Here is a 25,972-nt window from a genome sequence, read left to right on the forward strand (position 1 = left end):
GTTCACGGCCGGCCTGCCGTGGCGACGGTCGGTTGCGCCAGAGGTTGTGCCTTGGTATCGATTTCGGCGAATACCGAAAGCCCCGGGCGCAGGGCGCCGAAATCGGCATCGCTGCCTTCCAGGCGCACCCGTACCGGCACGCGCTGCACGATCTTGGTGAAGTTGCCTGTGGCGTTCTCAGGCGGCAACACGCTGAACTGGGCGCCCGTGGCAGGCGCGATGCTCTCGACGCGGCCATGGAAAGTCCGGCCCGGAAGAATGTCCGCGGTGACGCTGACGGCCTGGCCCACTTGCATGCGCGCCAGTTGGTCTTCCTTGAAGTTGGCGTCCACCCACAGGCCGTGAGCCGGGACCACCGAGATCAACTGGCTGCCGGCCGCGGCATAGGCGCCGACTTTGGCCCGGCGGTTGCCCACATAGCCATCCACCGGCGCGCGCAGCTCGGTGTAGGCGATGTTGAGGCGCGCCTGCTGGCGGTCGGCTTCGGCCTGGGCCAGTGCGGCGCGTGTCTGCTCGCGTTGGGTGTCGATCACCGCCAGTTGCTGCCGTGCGGCGAGCAAGCCAGCCTCGGCGTGAGTGCGATCCGCCTGGGCGGTTTTCCAGGTGGCCTCCACGCGCTGGGCGCTTTGCACGGAGACCGCCTGGCTGCTCAGCAGGTTCTGGTAGCGGACCCGGTCGTTCAAGGCGCGCTGCGCTTCGGCATTGCGTGCGTCGATCTGCGCTTTGGCCTGGCCGATGATGGCCTGTTGCAGCAGTTCGACCGCATCGAGGTTGGCCAGGTGGGCGCGCTGTGCGGCGACGGCGCCGTCCGCCTTGGCCAATGCCGCGTTGTAGTCGCGTACATCGATGCGGGCCAGAAGGTCGCCGGCTTTGACGAATTGGTTGTCCACCACCGCGACCTCGGTGATGTAGCCCGGCACCTTGGCGCTGATCACGGTGGTGTCCGCACCCACGTAGGCATCGTCGGTGTCTTCGATGAATCGGGCGGTCGACCACCAGTGGCTGCCGTAGCCTGCCCCGGCAATCACTGCGAGTGTCAGTGTCGCCAGGCGCAGGGCGGCTCTCTTCCCTATCGGTTTCTTTGCAGCGGCTTCGGTGGTTCCGGCCGAGTCGGGGGCTACGCCAACAGGAGCGTTCATGACGGTCAGTCCTCTGAAGAGGCTTGGGTGGGGAAGGGGCTCACCAAGGTGTTGCCTTGGCGATGGGCCTTGCCGGTTTCAGCGCGCCAATGGGTCAGTGGGTCGGCATCGGGGGAAATACGCACACGGTGGTCATCCACGGTAATGCGCTTTCCGGTATTGGCGTCCATCAGCGCCAACGCCACGGGTTCGCCGGTGTGTTCGTCGGCGAGGTAGACCTTTTGCGAGCCTTCGGCGTGCTTGGCGCCCCATGCCATCAAGGTCAGGATCACCGGGCGCAGGTCACGCCCGGCCTCGCTGAGCAGGTATTCGAAGCGCGGCGGGTTGTTTTGGTACGGGTGGCGTTCAAGCAGGCCCGCAGTGACCAGGTCGCCCAGCCGGCGGGTGAGGGTATTGGTGGCGATGCCCAGGCTGTGCTGGAACTCATCGAAGCGACGCAATCCATAGAAGGCATCGCGCAGGATCAAGAGGCTCCAGCCGTCGCCGATGTGATCGAGCGCTCGGGCCACCGGGCAGGGCATGGGTTGGAAACTGGCTTTCTTCATGGTGTCGGCCTCAGGCGTCATCTTCGAATGAAGTTACTATCCGCTTGTAACTTTCATTATGCAAGTGACTGTGGCCGCACTTTTGATGCCCGCTCGTCGGCTAGCCCAACCGCTTACTCCGGCAGTCCGGCCAGGCGCAGCCCGTCGGCAAGTCGGGCAAGGTCTTCGTCCCGGTAGATCGGCAGCCAATCGCGAAGGCCTGATACCCGCAGGCTCGGGTCCAGTACCCGTAGCCGTGCCATGGCCTCTCGGGCTTCATCCAAGCGCCCGCTGAGCGCATGGCTGGCGGCCACCAGCACGGTCGCGGCCAGGAGGCTGGAGAGGTTGCCCAGGGCCTTTTCGGCCCAGCCCAAGGCGCAGTCGAAACGTCCGGCAAAGAAGTGCGCCAGGGCCATTCCCACGTGCATCCTGAACATTTCCGGGTCCAGCGGGCTCAGGCGTGCGGCGTGGGTAAGGTTTTCGATGGCGACGTCGGTTTCACCCCGCAGCGCACGCAATATGCCGCCGAGGAACCAGGCTGGCGCCAGGTTGGGGTTGAGCAGGCGCGCCCTGTCCAGCAGGGCGATACTGCCATCGAGGTCTTTGGTCAGGTGCCCCAGCGCATGCCCGCCACGTGTCAGGGCGACGGCGTCATCCCGGCCAAGTTCCACGGCCAACCGCGCCAATCGCGCACCTTCGGCGATCTCTCGCGGGCGGTCGACCATCCAGCCATTGAGCTTGCGCCAGAAATGGCACCAGGCCGCCATGCCGTAGGCCGAGGCGAACTCCGGGTCCAGCTCGATGGTTGTGTAAAACAGGGACAACGCGTCTTCCACCGCTTCACGCGTGCCGTTGTGCAGTTTTGCCGTGCCGCGCAAGTAGTAGTCGTAGGCGCACAGGCTGTCGGTGGGCTTGCGCTTGGCCCGCTCTATCTCGGCGCGTTCGAGTTGCGGCGCGATGGCCCCCACCACGCTTTCGGCGACCTGGTCCTGGAGCTCGAAAATATCGTCGAGCAAGCCTTCGAAGCGTTCCGCCCAGATGTGGGCACCGCTGGTGACGTCGATCAACTGGCCGGTGATGCGCACTCGGTTCGCAGCCTTGCGCACACTGCCTTCGAGCACATAGCGCACGCCAAGCTTGCGCCCCGCCGCGATGATGTCGACCTGGCGGTCCTTGAAGGTGAAGCTGGAATTGCGGGCGATGACGAACAGCCAGCGGATGCGTGACAGGGCGACAATGATGTCTTCGACAATGCCATCGGCAAAGTAGTCCTGCCCCGGGTCGCCGCTCAGGTTCTGAAAGGGAAGGACCATGATGGAAGGTTTGTCAGGCAGGCTGAGGTTTTGCCCGGGCGCCTGGTCGACGAGCAGCGGCGCGGTGTGCTCCTGGCCAGGCACCTCTTGGGCGTCACCGACGAAGCGATACCCCTTGCGGGCGACCGTACGCAACAGGCGCTGGGCTTCGCCCGAGTCACCGATGGCCTTGCGAACCGCATTGATATGGCTGGCGACCGTTGACTCGGAAACCACCCGTCCGCCCCAGACCGTTTGCAACAACTCGTCCTTGCTGATCACCCGGTCGCGATTGCTGACCAGCAACAACAACAGGTCGAAGACCTGCGGGCCGATGGTCATGACCTCACCGCGCAAGGTCAGCTCCCGGCGTTGTTGGTCAAGCACGTAGTCTTCAAACGCGAATTGCAACGTCTTGTCCCCTGGCCGGGCGCCTTGGGCATCGTGCCCGAGGCGATTGCTCAAAATGTCCGTCGTCGATAATACGGCAGCGCGAAAAGTGCTGCACTGTCCGTACCGATTTGGACGTAAAACCAAGCATTCCTGAAGGTAAATCCAGCCTCTCTGCAAAGACGCCCGAGGTGGATGGGCGCATCGTTCACCTACATCGACGGCAACGGTTGCGGTCGAGCAGAGGAGAGACCCCATGAAAATCGTTGTCATTGGAGGCACGGGCCTCATTGGATCGAAACTGGTCAAGAGCCTGGGCGAGCGCGGCCATGAAGCCGTGGCGGCGTCGCCCAGCACCGGCGTCGACAGCATCACCCGCGAAGGCCTCGCTGCGGCGATGGACGGTGCGGACGTGGTCGTCGATGTCGCCAACGCGCCGTCCTGGGAAGACCAGGCCGTGCTGGACTTCTTCCAGACCTCCACCCGCAACTTGCTGGCCGCCGAGGCCGCTGCCGGGGTTCGCCACCACGTCGCGTTGTCGATCGTCGGTTGCGAGCGCCTGCCAGACAACGGCTACTTCCGCGCCAAGGTCGCGCAGGAGGCGCTGATCAAGGCCTCGGCCATCCCCTACACGCTGCTGCGGGCCACGCAGTTCTTCGAATTCGTCGGCGGCATTGCCCAGGCGGCCACCGTCGGTGACGAGGTGCGTATTTCCCCTGCGCTGATCCAGCCCCTGGCCTCGGTTGACGTGGCGTCGGCGCTGCTCGACGTGGTGCTTGCGGCGCCGGCCAACGGCACGCTCGAAGTGGCTGGCCCCGAGGCCTTGCCGTTGGACGAGCTGGTTCGCCGCTTCCTGCGGCTGACAGGCGATGCGCGCAAGGTCATCCCGGATGTGCATGCCCGTTATTTCGGCTCTGAGCTCGATGACCAGTCGCTGACCCCCGGCGCTGACGCGCGCCTTGGCCGTACCCGCTTCGAAGATTGGCTGGCGCGGTCCTGACAAACCACTTTCACAAGGAGTTACATCATGTTCAGTCGAATCCTGTGCGTCGCGGCGATCGCGGCCCTGTCCATCACCTCGGTATCGGCCGAGGAGCGTCCGGTCAGCAAGGTGTCGGTCGTGTTCGATCATCCCTTGCCGAACGTCCCGGGCAAGAGCATGCGGGGCGTGATCGTCGACTATGCGCCTGGGGCGTCGTCACCGTCCCACCGGCACCCGAAGTCGGCGTTCATCTATGCCACGGTGCTCGAGGGTGAAATACGCAGCAGCGTCAACGGCGAACCGGCGAAAACCTACAAGGTCGGGGAAAACTGGTACGAAGCGCCAGGGGCGTTCCACGGTGTGAGCGCCAACGCAAGCGATACCAAGCCTGCGCGGTTGATGGCCGTGTTCGTGCTCGACAGCACGGAGACGGTGTTGGTCACCCCCAGTTCGAAGTGAGTGACGCCACAAGCCACGGCGCCCGGCAACCCGCCGGGCGCAGTCAACAGGAAGCCAGATGATGAGCACGCTCGAGGAGCCTGTCGCGACGAGCGACAGCACTGGGGCCACGGCAGCACGGCCCAGCAGGAAGAAGCGGGTGGGCATACTGTTGTGTCTGTTGGCCTTGACCGTACTGGTCGCGGGTTGGGCCATTGCCCGCTCGAACAGCGCGACGTCCACCGACAATGCCTATGTTCGCGGTGATGTCACTTCGCTGGCTGCCAAGGTGGCGGGTTATGTCGTCGCCGTCGAGGTCCAGGACAATCAACGGGTACAGGCGGGGGACGTGCTGTTTCGCATCGACGATCGCGATTACCGGGCGCAGCTTGCGCAGGCCGAGGCCAACGTCAAGGCGGCAGAGGCGAGCCTGGCCAATGTCGAGGCCCAAACCCAGCTGCAACAGGCGCAGATCCGCGAGGCGGCGGCCAGTGTGCAGTCGGCAGTGGCACAGCGCAGCCTGGCCAACAAGACCCACGAGCGCAGCCGCAAGCTGATCGTGTACAGCGCCGTCAGCCAGTCGGTGGTCGACCAGACAGACGCCGCCCGCAGTAGCGCCCAGGCAGCGGTATCCGCCGCGTCGGCCACCCTCGATGCCCAGCAGCAGCGCATCGCCGTGCTGATCGCCCAGCGCGAATCGGCCCTGGCGGCGATCGCCCAGGCGCAGGCCGCCCGCGACCTGGCCAGGATCGAGCTGGAGCACACCATCGTGCGTGCGCCGGTGTCCGGTGTCGTCGGCAACCGGCAGGTACGTGTCGGGCGGTTCGTCACCCCAGGCGGGGCCTTGCTGGACCTCGTCCCGGTCGACAACGTGTGGGTCGTGGCGAACTTCAAGGAAACCCAGGTCGAGCGCATCCAGCCGGGGCAGCGGGTGCAGGTGACGATCGACGGCTACCCGGACGGTGCGCTCGAAGGCGTGGTCGACAGCTTCGCGCCCGGCAGCGGGGCCGCGTTCAGCCTGCTGCCACCGGACAATGCAACGGGCAATTTCGTCCGGGTGGTGCAGCGGGTGCCGGTGAAAATCCGCCTTGTGCAGAACCCGCTACCAGGGCGCATCGTGCCGGGGCTGTCGGCGCGGGTCGAGGTTGAAGTCGGCGGTGACTCGTGAACACCTCCGGCTCCGGGGCTCAGGGCGTTGCGCCGATCCAGGGGCAATCACTTCAGGGGCTGCTGCTGATCGCCGGCATCATGCTGGCCGCACTGACCGAGGCCATCGCCAGCAGCGTCCTGGCGCTTGGCCGTAACGACATGTTGGGCGACACCTACGCGACGCCTGACGAATTCGCCTGGCTGGATGTTGGCTATACCGCCTGCAAACTCATCGGCTTCATGAGTGCGGCCTGGCTTCTGGCGCGTATTCAGCCACGTAACGTGATCATCGCGGCGACCTTCGTCATGGGCCTGGCTTGCGGTGTCACGGCCTTCACGGCGAATCTTGAGCTGCTGATCGTGCTTCGCATTCTCCAGGGGCTTGCCGGGGGCGTACTGTTGGTAGGCGGGCAGGCCTTGATCTTTCTCGTCTGTCCACGAGGCCAGCAGCCCATTCTTCAAGCGTTTTTTGCCATGGGGGCGGTCGTTGCACCGGCTACTCTGACGCCAGCCTTGCAAGGGTGGTTGATCGATAGCCAGTCATGGACCTGGATTTTTTTCAGCGTCTTGCCCTTGGCACTGGCCGCGATTGGCGTCCTGCTGATCGCGGGTGTGCCGACCGTCGCGATGCCGACCGCGTCCCGATCTGACGTGGTGGGTATGCTGTTGGTTTTCTCCAGCCTGGGCTGTCTGACCTACGTACTGAGCCAGGGCAGCCGTTGGGACTGGTTCGAAGCACCGCACATCCTGGGGGCCACGGTGATCGGCATCGCGACATTGCTGCTGTTCCTCGGCCATCAGTTCCTGACCCGGCGCCAGGGCGTACTCGACTTCAGCCTGTTCCGTTGCACCGACTTCACCTTCGCGTTCATCGTCAGTTTCGTCGCCGGAGCCGCATTGTTCGGCAGCGCCTACCTGATTCCGGCATTTGCCCTGTCGGTGCTTGCTTTCACGCCCACGGACGCGGGTTTTTTGCTGTTGCCCAGTGGTGCGTGCTTCATCGGCGCGCTACTGCTCGCGGCTTACCTCATGCAGGCCCGTGGTGTCGCGCCATTCGCCACGGTGCCGTTCGGCATTCTGATGATCATGGTCGCGATGTGGATGTTGTCGGGTTCGACCAGTGAAAGCGGGGGGCCTGACATGATGGCCGGCGTACTGCTGCGCGGTCTGGGGCTCGGATTCCTGTTCCTTTCCATCACCCTGATCGCATTCGGCGAGCTTGCGCCTGAAAACCTCGCCAGCGGGATCGGCCTGTTCAACGTCGGTCGCCAGCTTGGAGGGCTGATGGGCGTCGCAGGGCTGCAAACGCTCATCGACCATCAACTGGTCAGCAATGCGGCAATCCTTGGGGCCTATGTCACGAACGGGACGACCGCTGTCGTCGAGCGGCTGGGTAGCATCGCCGCCGTGCTGGGAGGCAAGGGTATGGATGCCCTGGCGGCTGGCCGGGCTTCGATGGTGCTGTTGGCGCGGGCCGTGTCGGGGCAGTCGGCGGTCATTGCCTTCGATATGGCGTTCAACGCGGTGGTGCTGTTGTTCGCCGTCGCGGCGCCGATGTTGGTATGCATCAAGGTTCTGCTCGCGCGCCACGCCAAAAAGCCTGAACCGGAATACCCGGTTCAGGCTCAGTAGGCAGGCAACGCTTACGAAGCGAAATCAGTGGAGAGCGACAGTTCCCGCCACTGCGCCAGCTCTCGCTCGACCGCGCTGTTCTTGGTCTCGATACGCGCAACGGCGTCGCTGCCAAGGGCCAGGCGCAGCGGCGGGTTGGTGGCATTGGCCAAGGTCATCAAGGCTTCGGCCAGTTTCGCAGGGTTACCAGGCTGAGCATGGTTGGCCGCTTGCGCATGGCTGCGCATCATGCCGACGGTGGTGGCATAGTCCGGCAGTTCCAGAGCCGTCTTCACCAGGGATTGGTCATCCAGGAAGTCGGTGCGGAAGAACCCGGGTTCGACGACGGTCACCTTGATGCCCAAGGGCGCCAGCTCCTGATGCATCGCTTCACTGATGCCTTCGACGGCGAACTTGGTCGAACCGTATACCCCCCAACCCATATAGGCTTGGTAGCCACCGAGCGACGAGATGTTGATGATGTGGCCACTGCGTTGGCGGCGCATGTGGGGCAGCACGGCGCGGGTCACGTTGAGCAGGCCAAAGACGTTGGTGGCGAACAACCGTTCGGTTTCGCTGGCGCTGGTTTCTTCGACCGCGCCCAGTACGCCAAACCCCGCATTGTTGACCAACACATCGATCTGCCCGAAATGCTTGATGCCGGCAGCGACCGCTGCGTGGGCGTCTTCCTCGCGGGTCACATCCAGGCGCACCGCCAGCAGGTTGGGGTGTTGGCCCAAGCGGGCCTCGATGTCTTCAGGCTTGCGCGCCGTTGCAATGACCGCGTCGCCAGCCGCCAGGGCGTGTTGAGCGATCAGGGTGCCGAAACCACGGGAAGCGCCAGTAATGAGCCAAGTACGCATGTCAACTCCTCCTGTATCCGACCCTGCACCATGCGGGCCTTCTCGATGAGTTGAGTGAACTTTAAAGCGCTGCTATTCATGTGATAATCCCACTAATTTGACATTGGCCTTTGAGTGATTTTCATCAATGAAGCCGACCAGTACCGCTGACCTGTCGTTGTTCCTGTGTATCGCCCGGCACCTCAACCTGAGCCGCGCCGCGGTAGAGCTGGGGCTTACGCCTTCGGCCTTGAGCCATGCGTTGCGGCAACTGGAAGCTCGCCTCGATGTGCGCCTGTTCAACCGCACCACCCGCAGCGTGGCCCTCACCGAGGCGGGGGAGCGCCTCCATGCCCGGTTGCAACCTGCGTTTCGCGACATCGCGGATGCGCTGGAAGACCTCAACAGCTTTCGCGACAAACCCTCGGGCAACCTGCGGATCACGGCGGGGCGCGCTGCCGCCGAGCTGGCGCTTTTACCCCTGGCCAACCGTTTCCTGACCGCCTACCCGGACGTGCGCCTGGAAATCGTCAGTGACGACGCGCTGGTGGACATGGTCGGCGCTGGCTTCGATGCTGGGGTGCGCTTGGGTGAGCGACTACAGGCCGACATGGTTTCGTTGTCCCTTGGCCCTTACCTGCGCTCGGTGGTGGTCGGCTCGCCCGCGTTCTTCGAGCGTCATCCCATGCCACAACACCCGCAGGACGTGAAGGGGTTGCCTTGCATCGGACACCGCTTCCCCAGCGGCACGCTCTATCGGTGGGAGTTCGAGCGTGGCGGTATCCGGCTGGAAGTCGATGTCCAGGGGCCGTTGATCCTCGGCGATGTCAGCCTGATGTTGGCGCCGGCCCTACAAGGCCTTGGCCTGGCCTATGTGTTCGAGGACATGGCCAAACCGTACCTGGAGTCTGGCCAACTGCAGCAAGTGCTGGGCGATTGGTGCCAGTACTACCCAGGGCTGCACCTGTATTACCCGAGCAGGCGCCAGGTGCCGGCGGCGTTGAAGGCGTTCATCGAGTTTGTACGGGAACATCGCTAGTCTGGTGTTTCAGAAGGACCGCTGAAACAACACCCTAGGGAGGGTGCGGGCAGTTTCGTCGACCAGGGCACAATGATGATCTATACCCAATAGGCGACTTGCAGTGCACTCCGGACGCAGCTTCCGGAAGCGCCCCGACTCTCGCCAGGAGACGCTTCGTGATCAATCTACCCACGACCCGCATGCTGACCCAATACAAGCGTTGGGCAGACCAGTTGTTCTTCAAAAGCCTTGCCCAATTGGCGCCCGACGAGCTTGAACGGCCGCGTGCAGGCCCGATGAAAACCATGATCGCCACGCTCAATCACATGTATGTGGTGGATCGCATCTGGCAGGCACATTTGCAGGGCAGCGAGCACGGTTTCACATCACGCCAGGCCATGCCCCACCCGCAGCTGGACGCACTGTGGCAAGCGCAGCACGAGGTGAACGAGTGGTTCGTCGACTGGGGCACGGCTCAGACACAGGCGTCGCTGGAGAGGTCGATCGATTTCGCGTTCGTTTCTGGCAACCGCGGCACCATGACGGCGGGTGCCATGCTGTTGCATGTGGTCAATCACGGGACCTATCACCGTGGCTGGTTGGTGCAGATGTATTTCGAGATACCTGCCATGCCGCCGATGACCGACCTTTCGATTTACCTCACCGAGGCCGGCTCGTCCCCGATCGTCAATTGCTAGATGTCATGTGTTCGACGATCTTGCTGCGCAACCAGCGTTCGGCAGGGTCGTTGTCGGTCACTTCGGCCCAGGCCATGGACAGCTCCGATGTAGCGATGGGGAAGGGCGGGTCATCGGCCCGCAGGCGGGTGCCATCGATCAACGCCGCCGCAGCGTAGTCCGGGACGCACGCGAGCAGTTCAGTACCCGGAAGGATCGAGCGCAAGCCACTGAACTGAGGCACCGCCAGTACGACTCGCCGGGTACGCCCGACACGGGCCAGGTCGTTGTCGATGTTGCCGCACAAGTCACCGGAAAACGACACCAGCGCATGAGGGCGTTCACTGAAGTCCTCCAGGCTCAGGGGCGCTGGGTCGTCGTCGCCACGCAGGACCTTGACCGTCATGTCACGTAGCTTGCGGCGCTTGGCGTTGGCAGGGAGGTCCGTTGTGTAGCTGACCCCGACAGAGATTTCGCCCGAGGCCAGCATCCCCGACATCATCAGAAAATTTACCCGACGCACCACGATGACCACGTCTGGGGCCTCCTCGCGGATATGCGTCAGAAGGCGCGGGAACAGACCGAACTCGGCATCGTCGGACAGGCCGATGCGGAACGTATCGCGGTTGGTTGCCGGGTCGAAGTCCCGTGCACGGCTGACGGCACTGGAGATGGTGTCCATCGCCGGTTGCAGCTCCCGAAGGATCGCCAGGGCACGCAAGGTCGGCTCGAAACTCCTGCCGTTGCGGACCAGCAAGGGGTCGTCGAAAAGATCGCGAAGCCGGGCCAAGGCGGCGCTGACCGCAGGTTGGCCAAGGAACAGTTTTTCCGCGGCGCGGGTCAGGTTCCTTTCGAACATCAAGGTCTCGAAGATCACCAGCAAGTTCAGGTCTATACGGCGCAGGTCGTTGCGGTTCATCCCGGCTCCTTTTGGGGCTGTTCAGGCAACAAGTATCGTGCAAGTAACACACACTGCTGAACGGACTCGCTTGATTAAATATCAATTGAGCCGCGCGTTTTAATCCTTTGTCCTGCACCTGCCTCATCCCTAGCATTTTTTTCAACGGGTTTCGCTCGTGTTGAAAAGAATAAGGAACCTCCGAACAAGTCACCCAGCAACTGCCAATGGGCGACTTTCGCCCTCCTGCCAGATCACTTGCCGCCCTTCATGCTCTGGCCTTTTCTCCACGCCGGTGTAGCCCGCATCGGCGCATACGACGTTTTCATTGCCATGTAACAACTGAGCGACTTCCGTCACGTCAGCCACATTCGCCGCGGTGCCGTGGACATGATGCACCAGACCCGACTCAGCATCGGCACCGATATGCGCCTTCATGCCGAAGAAGTACTGGTTGCCTTTCTTTGTCTGATGCATTTCCGGATCGCGCTTGCCTGCCTTGTTCTTGGTCGAACTGGGCGCATGGATGATGGTGGCGTCGACAATCGTGCCCTGACGAAACGACAGGCCTTTGTCTTGCAGGTAGTTGTTGATAGTTTCCAGAATTCCTGCCGCAAGCTGATGCTTCTCCAGCAAGTGCCGAAAATTCATGATCGTCGTGTCTTCGGGAATCGGCGCGCTGAGCGTCAGTCGTGCAAACTGGCGCATCGAAGTGATTTCGTACAGTGCTTCTTCCATGGCCGGATCGCTCAGCGAAAACCAGTTCTGCAGCAGGTGAATGCGCAACATGGTTTCCAGTGGGTACGGCTTGCGACCACCGCCGGCCTTTGGGTAATGCGGCTCGATCAATGCCACCAAACCGCTCCACGGTACGACCTGCTCCATCTCGGCCAGGAAGCGCTCACGGCGGGTTTGCTTGCGCTTACCGGCATACTCGAAATCGGAAAAGCTCATCCGACTCATGGTAAGGCTTATTGGGGCGGCTCGTGCTGACTTGATCGGAGAATCCTTATACGTCAGATGCCTGCAAGGTGTTTTTATTTTATGTGATTGAACTCTGGTGCAAGCCTTACGTTGCCTCGAGCAACTTAGCCGGTTTGAGCGGCGTCGCTTGATAGACCAGCAGTTGCCATTGCTCATCGGTTTTCTGCCACGCCATGATCGTTCGATTGTGCAGATGTTTTCGCACGCCCCCGGAGGTGACGTTGGTGATCATCTCGCCAAACGCGATCGCCAGTTCACCCACCCGGGTAACCTTATCGATTTGATGATTGAGGGTGTGATAGATGAACTCCCGAGAGCGACATTTCTCAAGGTAGCTCTTGAGATTGTCGACCACGCCATTGGAGTGGATATAGGTCAGATCCGGGTGGAACAGGTAGCTGAAGATATCCAGATGACCGCCGAGCATGGCGGCACTACGTTGTGCTTCGCAGGTTCGGATCACCAAGTCGATCTGATCGTTATGCGTCATCAGCCGTTCCCCGCGCAGCCGTGACGATGATTTCAATCAGCAGTTTGCCGCCCAAGTCGACGCCGTAACAGGCACGCTGGGGCCAGTGCTGCGGATTGTCGCCGATCCACCGGGCCCAGATTTCATCGACCACCGGCTTGCTGCTCATGTCCGCCAGCAGCACCTGAGCCGACAGCATGCGTGAGGTGTGAGAGCCGAGGCCTTCGAGGTTGGTACTTAACGCGGCCAGGGCCTGGTGAGTCTGGCCGACGATATCCAGCGAGGTGTCCGCAGAGGTTGCCACGGTGTAAACGATGTTGGCGTAGGTGCAGGAACGGCTACGTCCTGCGTGGCCGCTCGGGATGCGTTCAATTTTCTGCATAGGGGGCTTCATCCAGGTTGAAGTAGTGCAGAAGCCAGCATCAACTAGCTTCTGTCATCCGTAATTAAACCGGCTGCGTTGCTTCTTCCGCGGCAATGGCGGCTTGTACGCTTGGACGTGCTTCGATGCGCACCATGAACGATGCCAGTTCCGGCCAGTCCTTGACATCGATATTGAAGAAGGGAAGCCACTTAAGCACGGTGAACAGGTAGGCATCGGCCAGGCCGAAGGTGCCCATCAGGTAGTCTTTGTTCACCAAGCACTCGTTCAGATAGTCCAGGCGCTTGAATAGTTTCTGCCGGAAAATTTCTTTGGTGGACTCAGATATGTCAGCGTTGAACAGCGGCGCGCTGCCGCCATGGATTTCCGAGGTTATGAAGTTCAGCAGTTCCTGTAGACGAGTGCGCTCCCAGGTGCCGTTGGCCGGAGCCAGGGAATTGCCCGGCACCAGGTCGGCCAGGTATTGCAGAATGGCCGGGCCTTCGGTCAGCACCTGGCCGTTGTCCAGTACCAGGGCGGCGACGTAACCCTTGGGGTTGATGTCACGGAAGTCGCGGCCATCGGCGGTGGCTTTGGTCTTGTTGTTGACTCGGATCAGTTCGAAGGGCAGGCCCAGTTCACGCAGCACGATATGCGGCGAGAGGGAGCAGGTCATGGGGGCAAAGTACAGTTTCATGGGTATCTCCTTATAAGCGGGCAGCGCGTACCCGAACGTGTTGCCGTTCCACGCCGGAAACGGCTGTGAACCTCGTTCCAGACATATTGGTGTCATGTCTTCAATTGGTAAAATTACGATCTTATGCACCCATCATTAGGGACTCTTATGTCCATTCAGGCGACTTTTGCTTCGGTACTGCGAACGGTCAGCGGTATGTTGCTGCCGAGGGTCGACTTGCGGATTTCATTGAGAAACGCCTGGGCCGAAGGCGTGCGTTCGCCGGCGGGCGAGCAGACCAAACCGAACTCGCGATAGATCGGTTTGCTCAACTCGAAGACTCGCATACCCCGACGATCCACCGGCAGGGTCGAGGCCGGCACGATGGAAATGCCCATGCCTTCGCTGATCAATGCAAACGCCGTGGTCCAGTCGCGAACGGTGATCTTGATGTCCTTGAGCTTGAGGCCTTCGCGTTCGACCAGTGACTGACCATTGAGGTGGCAGCCGCCGGTGGCGAGGATGAATGGCTCTTCCACCAGATCCTTGAGGGCCACGCTACTGGACGAGGACTTGCGCGCCAGTTCGTGGTTGGCGGGGACGGCCGCCACCCAGGAGTCGCGGCCCAGCAACAGCGCGCCACGGGACGGGCAGGGGTTCATCACCACCCCCAGGTCGATGCTGCTGTTGGCCAGCCATTGTTCGACTTCTTCGTCGGTGCCTTCTAGAGAGACGATTTCGATGCCGGGATGCAGGCGGCTAAAACTTTGCAGGAGCGGCGGCAGCAGGTTAGCGAACACCGAAGGAAAACTGGCGAGTTTGATCCGCCCCAGGTGGCAGCCGCGCGAGGCATCCACCAAGTTCTGGATCGATTCGAACTCGCTGAGCATGCGGCGTGCGCGATCAATGATCTGCTGCCCGATGGCGGTCGCGGTGGTCTGGCGACGGTCGCGCACGAAGACTTTAACCCCCAGAGCTTCTTCCATTTGTGTCAGGGCCTGGCTGGCGCCCGACTGGGTAATGCCATAGCGCTCAGCGGCGCGGGAAACATTTTCGGCGTCAGCCACGGCGACCAGCAATCGCCAATGCATCAGGTTCATCATCTCAGTAGTTCCTCTTATGTTCGGTTAATCGAGATTTAATTTTACGAAGCACCCGCACCGCCTCAGGATCGTCCCTGAATACACAGTGAGGTGTTGGAAAGTGGACAAAACTCTGTCAATGGATCTGGCGGCGAGACCCGCCTCGGCGGCTCCTGTTCTGGTGAGCGTGGCGTTGAGTTCGTTCATGGTCGCGCTGGATGTCACGGCGCTGAATGTGGTGCTGCCGAGCATTGGGCATGACTTGGCAACGGGGATGGATCGGCTGCAATGGATTGCCGGCGCATACACCCTGGTGTTTGCTAGCCTGATGTTGTCCGCCGGGGCGCTGAGTGATCGGCTGGGGGCGAGGAAAGTGTTTCTGTTGGCCCTGTTGGTGTTTACCGGTGCGTCTGTGGCCTGCGGCCTGGCGCCAAGTGTGGTCGAGCTGATTGCAGCCCGGGCGATTCAAGGTATCGGTGCGGCGTTGATGTTACCCAGTTCCATGGCGTTGCTGGTCGAGGCGTATCCCGATGCCAAGGCGCGGGCCAGGGCTGTGGCGCTGTGGGGCGGGATCTCGGCGCTGGCGCTGGTGAGCGGGCCAATGCTCGGCGGCCTGCTGGTGGAGCTGGTCGACTGGCGATCGATTTTCTATTTGAACGTGCCGTTCTGCCTGATTGCCCTAGGCTGCTGCGCGCTGCGCCGCAGTCGCTTGGTCATCCAGCCGCGTTCGATTGATTGGTCGGGGCAGGTGCTTTCGGCACTGGCGCTGGTGTCGTTGGTCTTCGCCCTGATCGAAGGGCCGGTGTGGGGCTGGAGCAATACCTGGGTGATCGCGACGGTGCTGGTGGCGCTGGTTTCGGGCGTGGCGTTCATCTATTCGCAGAAGACCCGGCGTGAGCCGATGCTGCCGCTGAATCTGTTCGAGTCGAGAACCTTTTCCGCCGCCATTGGCGCTGGGTTTCTGCAAACCCTGGCGTATTACGGCAGTCTGTTCGTCCTGCCGTTCGCGTTGCAGGGCCAGGGCCGCACGTCGCTAGAGATTGGGTTGGCGATGATCCCGATGACTATTGCCACCGGGGTGATGGCGAGCCTTTCGGGGCGTTTGTCAAATGCCTTCGGCGCCCGTTCGATCGGTGCCGCCGGCATGCTCTGCGGGGCCCTTGGGGCGGCATTGCTGGCATTGTATGGCCTGGATCGCGTGAGTCTGGTGATCGGTGGGCTGCTGATTGGCCTGGGCGGTGCGACGTTGCCGGTGATCGTCGGCGCCTGTCTGGCGAGTGTACCGAGCGGCAAGGTAGGCGTCGGCTCCGGGGTGCTCAATGCCGCGCGCCAATGTGGCGGCGTGACCGGCATCGCCTTGCTCGGTGCCACTCTTGAGGGGCCGGGCCGCGCCACTGGCGCCTTGTCGATCATTGCCCTGGCGTTTGTTGCCGCTGGCCTGTTGACCGTTTTGCGACTGTACACCGACGAGGTCGATGTCGTGAGTGAGTGCTGACCGGCACGTAGAAGCGCGGCCGGTAAGTGTTGCAATGAAGCGACGTTGCGCTGCCTATCCCCGTATCGAGTGGGCAGGCAACGCAACGTTGTTCTTTGGCGTCAGGTTGTGAAAGAGCGAGCCGGCAAGGCGCCGAATGACGCCTGCCGAAGATGCAGCCAACAGCGATGTTTCAACCCCAGCGACGTACCGTCCCGGTGTCCAGTCCCAACAGGTCGAGCATGCGGCCTACCGTGTGGTCGACCATGTCCTCGATGGATTGTGGCCGGGCATAAAACGCAGGCGCCGGTGGCACCACGATGCCGCCCATTTCACAGATCTGGGTCATGCTGCGTAGGTGCCCCAGGTGCAGCGGAGTTTCCCGCACCATCAGAATCAATGGCCGGCGCTCCTTGAGCGTCACGTCGGCAGCGCGACTGAGCAGGCTGCCGGTGATGCCGGTGGAGATTTCCGAAAGGCTTTTGATCGAGCAGGGTGTCACCAGCATGCCCAGGGTCTTGAACGAGCCGCTGGAAATCGAAGCGCCGATGTCTGCCGGATCGTGTACGACGCTGGCAAGGGCTTTGACATCCGCCACTTTCATGTCGAGTTCATGGGCCAGGGTGATTTGTGCCGATTTGGTCATCACTAGATGCGTGGTGATGCCCAGCTCCCGTAGCAGTACCAGGGTACGTACGCCGTAAATCACCCCACTGGCACCGCTGATGCCGACCACGATACGTCGCTCAGGGCTATTCATGGAAATCCAACGCATTGTCGAAGGCGCTGACCACCGGCGCTTCGCCCGGCAGACCCAAATCGCTCCAGCGCTCGCGCACCCGTTCGTAAACCGTCGGGCGCAACAGGGTGCGGACCGGGAAGTTGCGGATGTTGCGGTAGTCCTTGCAGGCGTTGATCAGCGCCTTGGAGCCGAAGAAACGTTTTTCCGGCGGGTTCTGTGCCGGGTCCAGCGGCGAGCCGCGGGTGTTGCGCAGAATATCGATGTCATCACTCGGCGTGGCGCGGGTGGCCATGGCCCACAGCACCTGATTCATGTCGGTAGGGTCGACGTCCTCGTCCACCGCGACGATCCCTCTGGCCGAGACACCTTTGCGCTTGCCTAACTCCCGCATAAAGGCCGGAGCTTCCGCGTAGGGGAGGGATGCGTGATGTTCAACCTTCTGGACTTTGCTTCTTGCAGGTAGCTCATGCTCCAAATGGCCTTTCCAGCGTGCTGGGTTTTCACCTTGGCGGTATCCGCGGAAAGTCGCCCAATCGAGAATGTTCTCGATCCGGCCTCTGAGCCGGCTGGCAGTTTCTGCCTTCGTGTACCAGAACTGTGCCGGTTCGCTAGGCGAACCGACTTGTTGCTGTAGAACCTTCAACACCAGGTTCGTGTCGACCGCTCCGATAGCCAGTTCACCGATGATTGGATAGGCATAGGCCTCAAGCGTATTTTCCCACTGCTGGACGTGTTTGGGAGTTTTCCAGCCCGCACGGTTGGCTTGGATGTAGGCCGGCGCACACTCTTTGAAGGTCTTATGCCGGACAGCCTCAAGCTTGGCTGCCTGCTGCTTCGCCTTTTTTGCTTCGAGAGGGTCGATACCCTCAAGCAGGCTTTTTCGATGCTCCAGGCTCTTCGAGCGCGCTTCGCTGAGAGAAACGGTGTGTACAGGGCCAAGTCCCATGTCGTGGGTCTTGCCGTTTCTGGTGTAGCGGAATACCCAGGACTTCCCACCTAGTTTGCTGACCTGCAACCAGAGACCGCCGCCATCCCCGTAATAGCCAGGGTCCTTTGCTTTTTGCACCGCGAGAGCGGAGAGCTTGTTGATGCCACGCGCCATGATTCATACCTATTTTTCTACCCACGTTTTACAACTGGATTTGAGTAGATGGTGCAAGACGTTGGTGGACGTGATGTGCAGTGGAGGCCAGTAAAATCGGGGTCTCCATGGAAGTATGTGGATGTTGATGGATATTGCTCGGGCGGACTACGCTTCCGCCACATTTCTCATCAAAGCCCCTGAAAATGGGGCTTTTTTGTGGGTGATGGCTTTTCGACCCGCTTGCAAAAGGCTGCCTGTGATAGCGATTTTTTGGATGAAAAATCGAGTCGAGTCCACTGGCGAGACAGGGCTGGAGGGGTATAATTTGGCAAATTTTGTCAAGCACGGACAAAAAGCCATGAGCACCATGAATATCTCTCTGCCGGATGCCCTCAAGTCCTTTGTCGATGATCAGGTCAGTCAGCGAGGCTACAGCACCAGTAGCGAATATGTGCGGGAGCTGATTCGCAAGGACCAGGATCGGCAGCGTCTGCGTGGCTTGCTGCTGGCTGGAGCTGAATCGGTCCCCGTTGCTCCTGTGGATGGCGACTATTTCGAATCTCTACGCGCCAAGGTTCGTCAGGCTCACCGATGAAGGCCAAGCCCGTCATTCCACGGGCTCTTGCCAACCAAGACGTAGAAGACGCTATCGGCTATTACCTTGGTGAGCAGGCGGAGCAGGCTGCACTCGGTTTTATCGATGCCCTGGAAAAGGCCTATTCCCACATCAGCCGCCACCCGGCCTCGGGCATGCCTCGCTACGCTCATGAGCTGGATTTACCAGGGTTGCTCTACTGGCCGCTGAAACGTCATCCCTATCTGGTGTTCTATGGTGAGCGCGATGACCATGTCGATGTATGGCGCGTTTTACATGGCGTGAGGGACATTCCTGAAGGTTTGGTTGAAAGCGCCTCTCATTAGTGGCGGGATATACCTAGGTGCCGGATGTAAGCATGGCGTTGCCCGCATACGGTACATGAAGAACCGTATCTACGTTTCCGCCTGGCATAACTTTTTTGTCGATGATGTTCTCCATCTACAACGTCCGCAGCATCTCCCAAAACGATGCTCCTACCCCAAGAATACTCTCACCAGCAATCAACCCCGCTGCCGCTGTAATCGCAAACCGCTCAGTGACGTTTGGCCAACGACAGCTGACCAGCCAGGTAAGTACTGCCCCCAAACCCATCATCATGCTGATCGACGCCGGCAATATGAAGGCCAACCCCAATGCGGCCGTACTCGGCAGCCAGCGAGCCGCCCGTTGCGGCAGCAGGCTGTCCAACGCGCCCAGCAGCACGCCAACAAAGCTACCGGCCACGATCGCAAAGCGGATTTCCGGGGAAAGTGCCTGCAGCCCCTGCGTCAGCGTTTGGGCCACGGCCTTCCAGGTCGCCACGGCCGGTGCGGGCCACTGCTCGGTGAGCAGCAGGGCCTGCGGATCGGGAATCAGCGTCAGGTAGACCAGTACGCCAAATACGCTGCCGATAAGGATTCCGATGCATTGCGCGATCAGCTGCTTGTGTGGCGTGGCGCCGATCGCCTGGCCGACCTTGAAGTCGTTCATCAGGTCGGTGGATTGCCCGGCCGCGCCACCTGCCGTGTTGGCGCTCATCAGGTTGATGGTCACCTGGCCCGGGGCGATCAAGCCGAAGCTCAGTTGTGACAGCTTGCCGATAGCACCAATCGGCGCGATGCCGGTGGCGCCGACCACGCGCGCGGCGACCACGGCCAGGCAAACCGCCAATGGAATGCTCAACAGGGCCATCCACCAGTCGATCCCGAACAGTAGTGCTTGCAGGGGCACCACCAGCGCGATGGAGAGCAACAGCCCCGAAGCAGGCCAGGGGGAGAATCGAATCTTGGTGCACGGTGCGCGAGGTGCCCTAAGGTCGGCGGGCAATCGTCGGCGCTCTTGCAACAGCCGAACCGCCAAGGACGTCAGGGGCGCACAAACCATCAGGCTCACGCCGGGCCACAACAACCATTCCACCAGTGCGGCAAACTGTGGGCCGCTGGCGTCTGGGGCGAGCACCACCCAGCCATGGCCGATCAGCCCCGGCGCTAGCCCGCCCCATGCCAGCGCGGCGCCGAACAGCAATGTCAGGCCCACGCGAATGCCGATGATGCTGCCAAAGCCGATGAGCATCAGAGAAGGGTCGGCCGTGAAGGTCAGGCGTTCCAGCGTAGAGGTGGGAGACCAACGCGGTATCGTCCAGGCGAACACGTCAATCCATTTCACCAACCCTGACAGCAGCGCGGCGCTGAAAAGAACCCTGATCCGCGTCATGGCTTCCCGCCCATGGTTGTAGATCTGTTGCAGGGTCTCCAGGGTAGCCATGCCTTCGGGAAACTTCAGGTTAGGGTCGGCGAGCAGGGTGGGGCGCAGGTACCAGGCAATCCAGATGCCCAAGAAACTCACGGAGAAGACCCAGGCCATCATTGGCACCGGGTCCAGTTGGTGGCCGGTGAGCAGTGTATACGCGGGAATGGGCGCGACAAGCCCGCCGGAAACGATGGAGGCGGAGGCCGAAGCCACGGTCTGGTTGATGTTGCTTTCGTGCAGCGACCATGCCGGGCGGCCCTTCCTGCTCCCCGCCAGGCCCTGCCAAAGGGCAAAACCGACCAGCAAGGCGATGATCGACATGTTGAACGACCAGCCGATCTTGAGCCCTGCATAGACATTCGATGGCGTGAGCAAGATGCCCAGCACCACGCCGGTGAGCACTGCTCGCAGGCTCAGTTCACGTTCTACGCGAATCGCGGGAAGAACGGTGGGTGAAGCATGTCCCATGGCAATCCTTTGTAGAAGTTGCAGGCGCCGTCTGGGTTACTGAGTTCCGAATGCCATTAAGGTTCACCGCGCAATGGCCTGTCGCAAGGTGTTTTAGTGGATGAATAAGAGGTTATAAAACCATGTGCGGTCCATGTGGGTTTACCCGCGAACACCGGCGAAGCCGGTGCCCTATACCGCGTCGCATCGTTCGCGGGTAAACCCCACCTAGAGGGGCGTAAAGCAGGAGAGAATCGAGCAAGGCAATTGCAGCCTTACCCCTCAGGCGCTGTTACGCCGCAGATAAAATCATCCGACCCCAACCGGTGCGAGCCATATTCTACGACATAGCCCTCGCCGCGCCGCTGCGCTTCTGCCCGGGCCGTCTGCTGGTCGGCATAGACATCCACGAAATGCCAGGGGTGCCGGTCTCTGAGTACGCCCCAACCCAGGACCCTGCCTTCATGATCAGGGTCTGCCGGGAGGTTCTTGGCCAGGCTGCGAATGCTCATATCGCCCCTCCGTGATACCGGTAATGCCCCACGCTACTACGCTGTGGCCACCTCTGGTTACTGGCTTTGCATCCACCTGGATGGGCGGCCAGCCATGATCCCGGTGTCAGCGCGACAAACGTCAGAGTTGCTCTTCATCTTCCTCGTTGTGCAACACGGCTGGGGCTTGGGCCAGATCGCTAACGGATAGCTGGTCATTGACTCTCTGTACCACAGGTCTATGCTCGAAACGTGGGAAAAAATCCCACGCAGAACAGGCTGACTGGCCTCGGAAGGAATGTGCATACGCACATCGGCACAGACACCGGGATGGAGCACCCGCTGGTTGGCTGGTTGCCCGTAAGGCAATCGGGATTCGTTGGTTGTTGCGTTTGTTTCGAGCGTGAAACTGCAACCCTGAAGCGGAGATTCATCATGCTGCTCAAGAAATGCTTGTTGGCGCTCGCCATTGGCGGCGCTCTTTCGGCATCGCTGGCGTTGGTTCCTGACCAGATCAGTGATTTCTCCAGCGCTTATGCGAAAGATGGTGGTGGTGGCCATGGCGGTGGAGGAGGCGGTCATGGCGGCGGTGGTGGCCATGGCGGTGGAGGGGGCGGTCACGGCGGCGGCGGTGGGCATGGTGGAGGTGGAGGCGGTCACGGCGGCGGCGGTGGGCACGGTGGCGGCGGAGGTGGTGGTGGCCATGGTGGTAGCGGTGGTGGCGGCCATGGCGGAGGTCACGGCGGCGACGGCGGCGGCCACGGTGGCCACAGCGGCTCGGGCCACAGCGGCGAGGGTGGGCATGCCGGCAACAGTGGCCCGGGAAGCGCGAACAGCGGGCATGGCCGCGATGATGGTCGTGATCACGATGAAGGCGGCCTGCATGGCGTTGGCCATGGCGCTGACGATGGCCCCAACCATGATGTCGGCGAGGCGCATGGCGTAGGTCACGGCGCCGACGATGGCCCCAACCATGATGTTGGTGAGGCCCATGGTGTTGGCCATGGCGCCGATGATGGTCCCAGCCACGATGTCGGCGAAGCCCACGGCGTCGGTCACGGTGCCGACGACGGCCCGGCCCATGACGTAGGTGATGATCGCGGCGGTGCTTGACCGCTGAACCCAGGACGACGGGGCCCGGCGCGATGGTCGGGCTCCGTGGTGGGGCAGGGCGTAGGCCAGGATGGTTGTGATGCCTTGGGCAAGCTGCTGGAATGGCCTGGGACCACACCGCTCGCCCGTCGATAAGGAAGACCTGCAATGCAATTGCCTACCTTGCCTCCTTCCCTCTTGCCTGCGTTGAAGCATGTCATGCGGCCGCTGGTGAGGCTGATGCTGCGCAAAGGGGTCACCTTCAACAGCTTCACCCACGTGCTCAAGGAGATCTTCGTGGAGGTCGCCGAGCAAGAATTCCGTATTGATGGCAAGCCGGCGAGCGACAGCCGGATCAGCCTGATCACCGGCGTGCATCGCAAGGATGTGCGGCGCTTGCGCGCCCAACCAGCGGCAGGCGACACCGGCATGCCGGAGGCGGTTTCCTTCGGTGCGCACCTGGTGAGCATCTGGCTGAACCAGGCCCCGTTCTGCGACCAGCCCGGCCAGCCGCGGGCCTTGCCGCGCCTGGCCAGCGTGGGGGGCGACGGCTCGTTCGATAGCCTGGTCGCGGCGCTGAGCACCGATATTCGCGCGCGCGTCGTGCTGGATGAATGGCTGCGCCTGGGCGTGGTGCGGGTGGACGAGCAGGACCAGGTGCACCTGCAGACCCGGGCGTTCATCCCGCAGCGGGGCTTCGAGGAAAAGGTGGCGTACCTGCGCCACAATCTGCATGACCATGCCTGCGCCGCGGTGCACAACCTGACAGAGACAGGCGAGCCGTTCTTCGAGCGCGCGGTGCACTACGACAGCCTGTCCTCGGCGGGTGTCGAGCACCTCAAGACGCTGGTGCAGACCGACGGCATGCAAGTGCTCGTCGCTCTGAACCAGCTGGCGGCCGAGCTGGAAGCGCGCGACCCACCGCCTGCCGATGCCCGCCAGCGCATCACCGTCGGGCTCTATTTCTACACCGAACCCAGCCCGGCCGAGGCGCCCTCTGAAGCCAAGGCCAGCCCGCCATGAACAGGATTGCGCGTCTGGTCGCCAGCCTCGTCGTGCTGTTCGGCCTGCTTGTGCTGCCACCTTTGGCATCGGCAGCACCGGCTTGCGTCGAGCCTGGCGGTATGGGCGGCACCGGCGCGCCAGCGGACAATGGGGGCATTGGCGGCACCGGTGCGCGGCCAGGTGGCGGAGGAATCGGTGGCACCGGGGCTCCGGTCGGGGATGGCGGGGTCGGTGGCACCGGCATTGTCGGCACCATCACCGGCTTTGGCTCGATTTGCGTCAATGGGGCGGAAGTGCATTTCGATGACCAGGTGGCCTTCAGCGAGAACGGCCTGCCAGCGAGCAGCCGGCGCCTGGCGATCGGTCAGGTCGTCGCGGTGGAGGCGTACTCGTCACGCCGGGGGCTGGAGGCGCGCAGCATCGCCATCCTCAATGCTTATGAAGGTCCGGTAACAGGACTTGCCTCTGGCGATACGGCCCTGCGTGTGATGGGCCAGCCGGTGCACGTGGCCACGGGTGCCCGCTTGGCACCCGGCCTGCGCATCGGTGAAACGGTGCGCGTCAGCGGCCTGCGCAATGCCCAGGGCGAGGTCATGGCCAGCCGGATCGATCGTGCGCCAGGCCTGAGGCAGGCCAGCGCTATTGGCGATATCCGGCAAGCAGGCAACCTGCAGGGCCTGGCGCTGAGCAAGCCGCTGCCGGCCACCGGTGAAATACTGGTGCGGGGTGCATGGAATGGCCAGCAACTGGAGGTGGCCAAGGCGAGCCGGGATCCCGCTTTCCCCTTCGCTGGGCGAGTGCGCAACGCGTTGGTGGAAGGGCTGGTGCGCGGGCGACACGGTGATCGCATCGACGTTGGCGGTTTCACGGCCCACGTCGGCGGCGGCCAGGCGTCGAGCCTTGCCATCGGCCAGCGAGTTCGGGTGAGCGGCGTATTCGAGCAGGCGCGCCGCATTCGGGCCGATCGGGTCGAGGTTCTGCACGGGCATTCCGGCGAGGTCGACCACGCGAGCGGGCGGAAGGTCGAGTCGCAAAACCATGAAGGCGCAAAGGCCGGGCACGGACAGGACGGACAGGCTGGAGCTCGGGTGCGCATCGAACACGATGGATCCGGTGGCAAGATCGAGCGCCAGGACGTGTCAGGTTCGGGAGCGCTCGAGCGCCGGGAGCGGATCGAGACGCGTGACGATGGAGACCGTGTGGAGACCCGCGAGCGGATCGAGGTGTTCGAAAACGGTGTGCGTGTGGAGCGCATCGAGCGGATCGAGAAAATCGAGCGCTCCGACCGGTCGGACAAGCCCGAGCGCATCGAAAAAATCGAGCGGGTGGAACGTGTGGAGCGGCCGGACAAAGTCGAACGGCCAGAGAAGGTCGAACGCCCCGAAAAGCCCGACCGCCCGGAGAAAATCGAGCGCCCGGACCACTCGGGGCCGCATTAGCACTGGGCCTGGCCTGATCGCTGGGTGAGCGATGTAAACGTCGATAGGCAATCGCCACGAGGTGAGCATGATACCGATGCGCGCGCTGTTTCCCTGCCTGATGACCCTGGCATTGCCTGCCTTGGCCGATGACCTCAGCCTTTCGACGGGGCTGGACTATTCGCGGGGCGACTATGGCACGGCCGCCACCAGCGAGACCTGGTACATGCCGGTGATCGGCAAGTACGAAGCCGGCCCGATGGTCTACAAGCTCACCATCCCCTACCTGCGCATCACCAACCCTGCAGTGGGCCCCGGCGGCGAGCCGTTGGCGGGTGATGATTGCGGGCGCGTCGAGAGCGGCCTCGGAGACACGGTGGCCAGCGTCGACTACGCGTTGTTCGATGGCCGCGACGGCGGCAACCTGTTGGTGGACCTAGTGGGCAAGGTGAAATTGCCCACGGCTGACGAAGACCGTTGCCTGGGGACAGGCAAAACCGACTACTCCGCCCAGGTCGACCTGGTGCGGGCCTTCGGCGCCATGAGCGGCTTCGCCACGTTGGGCTGGAAGAAGTTCGGTGACCCGGCGGGCAGCGAGTTTCGCGATCCGATCTTCACGTCCGTCGGCCTGGTCGCCCGCCTGGCGCCTGGCACGTCCGCCGGGGCGGCCTACGACTGGCGGCAGAAAGTGACCGCCGATGGCGATGAAATCCAGGAGCTCACCTTGTTCCTGACGCAAAAGCTCGATGCGCATTGGAAGGTCCAGCTCTATGCATTGAAGGGCTTTTCCGATGCGAGCCCCGACACTGGCGGTGGATTACTTCTCAACCGTGCATTCTGAGGCTGGCCTGGCCAGTCACTGTAAGGTCGGTACGGCTGGTAGGCCACGAAGCGTCGCCTCGATATCGGCGATTCGCTTGGCAAGCCTGTCGGCTTCTTCGTGACGTGCCTGGGACCTCAACAGGTCGCGCTTCTGGCGCAGGTTGAGCAGGTTTTTTTGTAGGGCGAGGGCAGAGGTCTGATACGGGTCCATGTCGGTCTCGTGCTGCTGGCATCCGTGCCGCTGTAGGAAAGCGGCGACCGTATCAGCTCGTTCAAACGGGTGAAACTGATGTTTCATACAGGAACTGGGCTTTATGTAATACATGGGCTACGTGTACTTCGGATGGGTCCTACAAAGCGAGTGCTAGATCCGTTTCCATTGATGAGCTGAAACAGGGTGTTTACCCCGTAGGCAGGGGGGCAGGTGCTCGTTACGCGTTCGAACGGCCTGCAGGGGCCACGGCCGGTCATCCCGGGTTTATGGGAAAAGAAATGTTTCAATTGCTTGGCGCAAAGCACGTACTTGCAGGCGGAAA

The 25,972-nt window shown here is 62.1% G+C and carries 27 protein-coding genes and 1 pseudogene; 12 read left to right on the top strand and 16 right to left on the bottom strand.

The genetic code is table 11. From position 1 onward, the window contains the following. Nucleotides 1-2: 2 nt before the first annotated feature. From K8374_RS08975 to K8374_RS08985, 3 genes are all read right to left on the bottom strand, one after another. Entirely contained in the window at nucleotides 3-1,139 is a 1,137-nt protein-coding gene (locus K8374_RS08975) for an HlyD family secretion protein (RefSeq protein WP_224458723.1), read from the bottom strand. Between the two features lie 5 nt (nucleotides 1,140-1,144). Continuing rightward, the gene (locus K8374_RS08980) at nucleotides 1,145-1,684 is read right to left on the bottom strand and encodes a winged helix-turn-helix transcriptional regulator (protein WP_224458724.1); all 540 of its coding nucleotides are present in this window, start codon (nucleotides 1,682-1,684) and stop codon (nucleotides 1,145-1,147) included. 113 nt (nucleotides 1,685-1,797) lie between these two features. Continuing rightward, nucleotides 1,798-3,366, bottom strand: a complete 1,569-nt coding sequence (locus tag K8374_RS08985; RefSeq protein ID WP_224458725.1) for a winged helix-turn-helix domain-containing tetratricopeptide repeat protein — start codon at nucleotides 3,364-3,366, stop codon at nucleotides 1,798-1,800. 235 nt (nucleotides 3,367-3,601) lie between these two features. Here K8374_RS08985 and K8374_RS08990 point away from each other — a divergent pair, with 235 nt between their 5' ends. The 4 genes from K8374_RS08990 to K8374_RS09005 all read left to right on the top strand — a co-directional run bounded on the left by K8374_RS08990 (nucleotide 3,602) and on the right by K8374_RS09005 (nucleotide 7,546). Then, nucleotides 3,602-4,345, top strand: coding sequence for an SDR family oxidoreductase (locus K8374_RS08990; RefSeq protein WP_224458726.1), 744 nt, complete (start codon nucleotides 3,602-3,604; stop codon nucleotides 4,343-4,345). Nucleotides 4,346-4,372: 27 nt separating this feature from the next. After that, nucleotides 4,373-4,786, top strand: coding sequence for a cupin domain-containing protein (locus tag K8374_RS08995; protein ID WP_224458727.1), 414 nt, complete (start codon nucleotides 4,373-4,375; stop codon nucleotides 4,784-4,786). Nucleotides 4,787-4,847: 61 nt separating this feature from the next. Then, the gene (locus tag K8374_RS09000) at nucleotides 4,848-5,933 is read left to right on the top strand and encodes an HlyD family secretion protein (protein ID WP_224459299.1); all 1,086 of its coding nucleotides are present in this window, start codon (nucleotides 4,848-4,850) and stop codon (nucleotides 5,931-5,933) included. 80 nt (nucleotides 5,934-6,013) lie between these two features. Further along, a complete protein-coding gene (locus K8374_RS09005; RefSeq protein WP_224459300.1) occupies nucleotides 6,014-7,546 on the top strand; it encodes an MFS transporter in 1,533 nt (510 codons plus the stop codon). 11 nt (nucleotides 7,547-7,557) lie between these two features. On the opposite strand, the gene K8374_RS09010 is transcribed toward K8374_RS09005, so the two are convergent. Then, the gene (locus K8374_RS09010; RefSeq protein ID WP_224458728.1) at nucleotides 7,558-8,388 is read right to left on the bottom strand and encodes an oxidoreductase; all 831 of its coding nucleotides are present in this window, start codon (nucleotides 8,386-8,388) and stop codon (nucleotides 7,558-7,560) included. A 127-nt stretch (nucleotides 8,389-8,515) separates the two neighbouring features. Here K8374_RS09010 and K8374_RS09015 point away from each other — a divergent pair, with 127 nt between their 5' ends. Continuing rightward, a complete protein-coding gene (locus K8374_RS09015; RefSeq protein ID WP_224458729.1) occupies nucleotides 8,516-9,406 on the top strand; it encodes a LysR family transcriptional regulator in 891 nt (296 codons plus the stop codon). A 158-nt stretch (nucleotides 9,407-9,564) separates the two neighbouring features. Further along, nucleotides 9,565-10,086, top strand: coding sequence for a DinB family protein (locus K8374_RS09020; protein ID WP_224458730.1), 522 nt, complete (start codon nucleotides 9,565-9,567; stop codon nucleotides 10,084-10,086). Here K8374_RS09020 and K8374_RS09025 read toward each other — a convergent pair. The 6 genes and pseudogenes from K8374_RS09025 to K8374_RS09050 form a co-directional block, all read right to left on the bottom strand. Continuing rightward, the gene (locus K8374_RS09025; RefSeq protein ID WP_224458731.1) at nucleotides 10,076-10,984 is read right to left on the bottom strand and encodes a LysR family transcriptional regulator; all 909 of its coding nucleotides are present in this window, start codon (nucleotides 10,982-10,984) and stop codon (nucleotides 10,076-10,078) included. The two genes, K8374_RS09020 and K8374_RS09025, sit on opposite strands and share 11 nt — an antisense overlap. 225 nt (nucleotides 10,985-11,209) lie before the next feature. Further along, nucleotides 11,210-11,926: pseudogene (locus K8374_RS09030) on the bottom strand (IS5 family transposase); the annotation flags it as partial. Between the two features lie 106 nt (nucleotides 11,927-12,032). After that, complete coding sequence (locus K8374_RS09035) at nucleotides 12,033-12,437, bottom strand: nuclear transport factor 2 family protein (protein ID WP_224458732.1); 405 nt, start codon at nucleotides 12,435-12,437, stop codon at nucleotides 12,033-12,035. Beyond that, nucleotides 12,427-12,798, bottom strand: coding sequence for a Rid family hydrolase (locus tag K8374_RS09040; RefSeq protein WP_224458733.1), 372 nt, complete (start codon nucleotides 12,796-12,798; stop codon nucleotides 12,427-12,429). Before K8374_RS09040 ends, K8374_RS09035 begins: the two co-directional genes overlap by 11 nt. Before the next feature lie 64 nt (nucleotides 12,799-12,862). Continuing rightward, a complete protein-coding gene (gene gstA / locus K8374_RS09045) occupies nucleotides 12,863-13,474 on the bottom strand; it encodes a glutathione transferase GstA (protein ID WP_224458734.1) in 612 nt (203 codons plus the stop codon). A gap of 155 nt (nucleotides 13,475-13,629) precedes the next feature. Further along, nucleotides 13,630-14,556 (bottom strand): LysR family transcriptional regulator, encoded by a 927-nt coding sequence (locus K8374_RS09050; protein WP_196154895.1) that lies wholly within the window; start codon nucleotides 14,554-14,556, stop codon nucleotides 13,630-13,632. Nucleotides 14,557-14,656: 100 nt separating this feature from the next. Between K8374_RS09050 and K8374_RS09055 the strand changes: the two genes are divergently transcribed. Then, nucleotides 14,657-16,030, top strand: coding sequence for a DHA2 family efflux MFS transporter permease subunit (locus K8374_RS09055; protein WP_224458735.1), 1,374 nt, complete (start codon nucleotides 14,657-14,659; stop codon nucleotides 16,028-16,030). Nucleotides 16,031-16,202: 172 nt separating this feature from the next. Here the strand turns inward: K8374_RS09055 and K8374_RS09060 are convergent, their stop codons facing one another. Both K8374_RS09060 and K8374_RS09065 read right to left on the bottom strand, forming a co-directional pair. Continuing rightward, nucleotides 16,203-16,769 (bottom strand): UbiX family flavin prenyltransferase, encoded by a 567-nt coding sequence (locus K8374_RS09060; protein WP_224458736.1) that lies wholly within the window; start codon nucleotides 16,767-16,769, stop codon nucleotides 16,203-16,205. Continuing rightward, entirely contained in the window at nucleotides 16,762-17,853 is a 1,092-nt protein-coding gene (locus K8374_RS09065) for a tyrosine-type recombinase/integrase (RefSeq protein ID WP_224458737.1), read from the bottom strand. Before K8374_RS09065 ends, K8374_RS09060 begins: the two co-directional genes overlap by 8 nt. Nucleotides 17,854-18,193: 340 nt before the next feature. Here K8374_RS09065 and K8374_RS09070 point away from each other — a divergent pair, with 340 nt between their 5' ends. Further along, the gene (locus K8374_RS09070) at nucleotides 18,194-18,430 is read left to right on the top strand and encodes a type II toxin-antitoxin system ParD family antitoxin (protein WP_224459301.1); all 237 of its coding nucleotides are present in this window, start codon (nucleotides 18,194-18,196) and stop codon (nucleotides 18,428-18,430) included. Next, entirely contained in the window at nucleotides 18,427-18,756 is a 330-nt protein-coding gene (locus tag K8374_RS09075) for a type II toxin-antitoxin system RelE/ParE family toxin (protein ID WP_224458738.1), read from the top strand. The genes K8374_RS09070 and K8374_RS09075 overlap by 4 nt, the downstream gene beginning before the upstream one ends. Before the next feature lie 115 nt (nucleotides 18,757-18,871). On the opposite strand, the gene K8374_RS09085 is transcribed toward K8374_RS09075, so the two are convergent. From K8374_RS09085 to K8374_RS26430, 3 genes are all read right to left on the bottom strand, one after another. Continuing rightward, nucleotides 18,872-20,629 carry an OPT family oligopeptide transporter gene (locus K8374_RS09085; protein WP_224458740.1) on the bottom strand — a complete coding sequence of 586 codons (1,758 nt, stop codon included), beginning with the start codon at nucleotides 20,627-20,629 and terminating at the stop codon, nucleotides 18,872-18,874. 254 nt (nucleotides 20,630-20,883) lie between these two features. Beyond that, nucleotides 20,884-21,120 carry a hypothetical protein gene (locus tag K8374_RS09090; protein WP_224458741.1) on the bottom strand — a complete coding sequence of 79 codons (237 nt, stop codon included), beginning with the start codon at nucleotides 21,118-21,120 and terminating at the stop codon, nucleotides 20,884-20,886. A gap of 57 nt (nucleotides 21,121-21,177) precedes the next feature. Continuing rightward, a complete protein-coding gene (locus K8374_RS26430; protein ID WP_411969615.1) occupies nucleotides 21,178-22,158 on the bottom strand; it encodes a hypothetical protein in 981 nt (326 codons plus the stop codon). 201 nt (nucleotides 22,159-22,359) lie between these two features. On the opposite strand from K8374_RS26430, the gene K8374_RS09100 reads away from it, so the two are divergent. From K8374_RS09100 to K8374_RS09110, 3 genes are all read left to right on the top strand, one after another. Further along, a complete protein-coding gene (locus K8374_RS09100; protein WP_224458743.1) occupies nucleotides 22,360-23,214 on the top strand; it encodes a DUF6502 family protein in 855 nt (284 codons plus the stop codon). Further along, on the top strand, nucleotides 23,211-24,635 hold the full coding sequence (locus K8374_RS09105; RefSeq protein ID WP_224458744.1) for a DUF5666 domain-containing protein: 1,425 nt from the start codon (nucleotides 23,211-23,213) through the stop codon (nucleotides 24,633-24,635). The genes K8374_RS09100 and K8374_RS09105 overlap by 4 nt, the downstream gene beginning before the upstream one ends. Before the next feature lie 67 nt (nucleotides 24,636-24,702). After that, a complete protein-coding gene (locus K8374_RS09110; protein WP_224458745.1) occupies nucleotides 24,703-25,455 on the top strand; it encodes a hypothetical protein in 753 nt (250 codons plus the stop codon). A gap of 15 nt (nucleotides 25,456-25,470) precedes the next feature. On the opposite strand, the gene K8374_RS09115 is transcribed toward K8374_RS09110, so the two are convergent. Further along, the gene (locus tag K8374_RS09115; protein WP_224458746.1) at nucleotides 25,471-25,647 is read right to left on the bottom strand and encodes a hypothetical protein; all 177 of its coding nucleotides are present in this window, start codon (nucleotides 25,645-25,647) and stop codon (nucleotides 25,471-25,473) included. Between the last annotated feature and the right edge of the window lie 325 nt (nucleotides 25,648-25,972).

The organism is Pseudomonas sp. p1(2021b) (assembly GCF_020151015.1).
Classification (GTDB): domain Bacteria; phylum Pseudomonadota; class Gammaproteobacteria; order Pseudomonadales; family Pseudomonadaceae; genus Aquipseudomonas; species Aquipseudomonas putida_K.